This window comes from Parazoarcus communis SWub3 = DSM 12120, from assembly GCF_003226565.1.
Lineage (GTDB): Bacteria > Pseudomonadota > Gammaproteobacteria > Burkholderiales > Rhodocyclaceae > Parazoarcus > Parazoarcus communis.
Map to the genome: position 1 here is coordinate 1 of NZ_QKOE01000048.1, position 3,511 is coordinate 3,511.

General features: G+C 59.3%; 5 protein-coding genes and 1 pseudogene. 3 read left to right on the plus strand and 3 right to left on the minus strand.

Going from position 1 to position 3,511, the window contains the following annotated elements:
* From DNK49_RS22725 to DNK49_RS22735, 3 genes are all read left to right on the plus strand, one after another.
* Window positions 1–588: group II intron maturase-specific domain-containing protein (locus DNK49_RS22725; protein ID WP_243632491.1), on the plus strand; the 588-nt coding region annotated here is incomplete at its 5' end.
* Between the two features lie 88 nt (window positions 589–676).
* The gene (locus DNK49_RS22730) at window positions 677–1,054 is read left to right on the plus strand and encodes an IS4 family transposase (protein ID WP_165843421.1); all 378 of its coding nucleotides are present in this window, start codon (window positions 677–679) and stop codon (window positions 1,052–1,054) included.
* A gap of 52 nt (window positions 1,055–1,106) precedes the next feature.
* On the plus strand, window positions 1,107–1,295 hold the full coding sequence (locus DNK49_RS22735) for a peptide-methionine (R)-S-oxide reductase (protein ID WP_243632492.1): 189 nt from the start codon (window positions 1,107–1,109) through the stop codon (window positions 1,293–1,295).
* 224 nt (window positions 1,296–1,519) lie between these two features.
* Here the strand turns inward: DNK49_RS22735 and DNK49_RS22740 are convergent, their stop codons facing one another.
* The 3 genes and pseudogenes from DNK49_RS22740 to DNK49_RS22750 form a co-directional block, all read right to left on the minus strand.
* Window positions 1,520–2,389 carry a hypothetical protein gene (locus tag DNK49_RS22740; RefSeq protein ID WP_110530345.1) on the minus strand — a complete coding sequence of 290 codons (870 nt, stop codon included), beginning with the start codon at window positions 2,387–2,389 and terminating at the stop codon, window positions 1,520–1,522.
* 10 nt (window positions 2,390–2,399) lie between these two features.
* Window positions 2,400–2,819, minus strand: a complete 420-nt coding sequence (locus tag DNK49_RS22745; protein ID WP_110530347.1) for a hypothetical protein — start codon at window positions 2,817–2,819, stop codon at window positions 2,400–2,402.
* A 112-nt stretch (window positions 2,820–2,931) separates the two neighbouring features.
* Window positions 2,932–3,072 (minus strand): annotated as a pseudogene (locus DNK49_RS22750) (sigma factor-like helix-turn-helix DNA-binding protein); the annotation flags it as partial.
* Between the last annotated feature and the right edge of the window lie 439 nt (window positions 3,073–3,511).

Below are 3,511 nucleotides of genomic sequence, written 5' to 3' on the forward strand. Positions count from 1 at the left end.
TGGTGCCGGTATGCCGACGGTGGGTTGGTGCATTGCCGGACCGAACAAGAAGCGCAAGCCCTTCGGGCGGCGCTCGATGCGAGGTTCGCGCAGTGTGCGCTCACGATGCATCCGGACAAGACCAAGGTCATCTACTGCAAAGACGGCTCTCGCAAGGGGACGTATCCAAACGCGCAGTTCGATTTCCTCGGATACACCTTTCGCGCGCGGACGGTGAAGAACAGCAAGAAGAACAGCCTGTTCGTCAGTTTCACTCCCGCGGTCAGTAGCAAGGCTGTCACGGCGATGCGGCAGAAGACACGCAAGCTGAACTATCGGAATCGAAGGGACCTGAGCCTCGCGGACATTGCCCGCCTGCACAACCCGATCCTTCGCGGTTGGCTGGAGTATTACGGCAAGTTCTGTCGCTCGGCGATGTACCCCGTCCTGCGCTATTTCAACATAACGCTGCGAGCGTGGGCGATGAAGAAGTACAGACGGCTGAAGGGCCACAAGATACGGGCGGCTCGATTTCTCGAAGGGCTTGCCGAAAAGCAGTCGTATCTCTTCGTACACTGGCAACGAGGGATGGTCGGTGCGTTCGCTTGATGGGAGCGGTGTGAATCGAGAGGTTCACGCACCGTTCTGTGAGAGGCTGGGGGTGCGATTCCCCCGGCCTACTTGCCCCCTGTTCCACGTGCTCAAGAACGGCTGCCGCGTCGAGGCGCTGCAGTTGGGGGAGGTGAAGAAGCTGGAGCTGGCCCTGGTCATCTACCTGGTTGTGGCCTGGCGGCAGGCGCACCTGGTGCGATTGGCCCGCGTTCATCCTGACTTGCCCGCCAGCACCGTGTTTGACCAGATTGAGTGGCAGGCCGCCTGGCTGCTGGCCGAGAAGGACCCGCCCAAGAAGACGCCCACCGTGCGTGAAGTCATCCGCCGCATCGCCATGCTCGGCGGCTTCCTTGCCCGCAAAGGCGACGGGGAGCCGGGCGTCAAGACGCTGTGGCAGGGCTTCGCCAGGCTCAGTAGCTTCGTCAGGGGGCTTGAGAAAATCCGTCAGAGTTATGCGTTATAAGTTGTGTGGAATGCGATGCCCTCAAACATCACCTTCAGTGATCGTTTCGCTGATGAAAGGCATCAGCAGGAGTGGTCATGCTCAAAAGCGCGACTTCAAGCTGATTCTGCCACGCACCGAATACCACTGCGCACGCTGCGGCGGACACCACGGCTATGTGTTCAACGACGGACCCAAGCCCAGCGGCAAGCGTTGGTGCAACAACGGGCTCGCGCTCAGCTTCACGCCCGCATCGGGTTAGTAGATCGTTCCGACAACAGGATTGTAAGTCATGCAAGCTCCAAGGCGAACTCACACCGGAAGAGGGCAGTTGCTGCGTTCATTCCATTGATGCCCTTCGCGATGCTTACCTTGAGGTCGTCAACGGAGGTGACACCGGACTGACTACTCTCCTGCGACCCGACGCTCGCCAATAGGAGCGGGCACCTCCTACGGAGGTGCCCGCGACATGCGCGGAACGGTCGTTCAATGGTACGGTACCAAGCGCACCCGCTGGGTATCGATCTGCCCATCACGCTCGATCTGGCGCATCGTCTCAGGCGGGTTTAACGACCGATAGGCAGTGCCTCCGGCATATCCACCTGCCGCTCCACCAACCAGTCCGCAACCAATAAGTCCCCATCCGCTGGTTGCCACGCCAAACGCAATACACACCCCGACGCCCAAACCAGACCCCAGGAAACCGCCGCCAGCTTCTGCCGCCACCTGTCCCGCAACGTGTGGACGTTCCTCGGCCGGCGCAGAGGCGATCTCGTGAGCACTCACGCCGACACCAACAATCAAAAAAATCGGTCCGCCGCTCCGCAACATCCGCGCCCCGCGAATCGCCGCTTCGCTGACGCCAGTGTTCGATCGCGAGGCACTGCCGATAAGCCTGTCCAGCGGATCAGCCGACGGAGGCAGCCCCCTCGAAGCGTGGCGCGTCATATTCTCCCATGATCGACCGCCCACACCATATTTCGCCCAATCACGAGCTTCCAGCACCGTCACTGCACCGAGCCCCTGTTGCCATCGTCCGGAATACGCGATTCGCCGACGCTCGCCATGCAACCAGCGCGCAAACTCCTCCTTCGTCAGCTCGCCAGCTCTGAACCTCGCCTCCATTCCCTCACGTTGCAGTGCAAGAGTCCGAAGTTGCCGCTCATACTCCATCCGGATCTGTGGAATACGATATCCAAGCTGAGTCATGCGAATGCCGCTACCGGCCATGCCTGAACCAACCATGTGCAAGAACTCGAGACCCTCTGCCTTGGACGCCCCAGGTACGGTCACAAGGTAGCACTCGTGATCGTCGACAATCTGAATCTCGACCGACGATACATCTTCGAACCTCATCTTCCCTCCCTTACCATGTTTCGCCCGATATGGTCGCCGCTGTCCAGTCAGGAACAATCGATGTCAGCGCTTGCAGCGGTACTACAGCGGCCCTGACCCTGTAGCTTGGGAAAAGCCCAAGCCTCTTTGACCTCCACGCCTTCGGAGGCATATAGCACGTCGCCGAGAAGAGCCGCCCCATGCTCGCCAACTGAGCGCGCGCGGAAGTAAACGCCTGATAGACACCAGGCGCGTCATCTGGGAGTACCACGCGCCGATCCGGCAAATCGACGACCCAGAACTCCTGATCATTGGCATGGACGTCCCAGCCCGCAGACACCTGATACACCCTTGTCACGTCTGACAGCGCCACCCTGAAGGGCTGTGCAGAAGGCAGACGGAACGTGAGTGCATCAGCATCGAATTCGACCAAACTGTGTCCTTCGCTCATTCCAAACACTCATCGGAGAAGGGGATAGGAAATTCAATTCCAGCGCGAGTGTCGGCGAGCTTCTTGCCCTATGTCAAACAAGAATGCCTACGGAATCGTCATGCTCACTCGCCTCGGCCGCCTTCACGTACTTGGCGACCACCCCCTTCGAGATCGACAGCACCCGAGCAATGCGCTCGTGCGACAGCCCACATTCGTACTTGAGCCGCAACAGCTCCTTGATCTTGTGCATGGCAATCCGCTCCGTCGGCATCCCCTCGCTCCGTAACAAATTCGCGAGGGTAGCCGCGACAAAGGTTGTATTGCCACGCTTGACGTTCCGACTGCGGTACCCGAGACGGCACCGTTCCGATTTGATCGTGACCGGCGATTCCGACTACGTGACCGCTGATTCCTACACCGGCCGTAAAACGGTCACGATCAGATCGGAATCAACGGTCACGATGGGTCGGAATCCGCACACTGGACCACAGGGCATGTCGTATACACCATCCCATTCCACACAACTCTCTCGTCATGAATAGCCCGCCTGCTGCTCGCCCGAATAACTCTACACTTTAGTCTGGTATACCCTGTGCTTGCTCCATGCCATTTTATCTACCAAGGCATGGCCATGAACGACGAAGGGAGCTGGGCAATGAACGAATTTGGCGGAGCACAGGCGGGCGATGGCCGTCTGACCAAGCGCTTGA

What these genes read in the sequence shown, in the direction of transcription:
- DNK49_RS22735 (WP_243632492.1), top strand. Translation starts at nt 1,107, where the DNA reads ATGAAAGGCATCAGCAGGAGTGGTCATGCTCAAAAGCGCGACTTCAAG.
- DNK49_RS22740 (WP_110530345.1), bottom strand. Translation starts at nt 2,389, where the DNA reads ATGAGGTTCGAAGATGTATCGTCGGTCGAGATTCAGATTGTCGACGAT.
- DNK49_RS22745 (WP_110530347.1), bottom strand. Translation starts at nt 2,819, where the DNA reads ATGAGCGAAGGACACAGTTTGGTCGAATTCGATGCTGATGCACTCACG.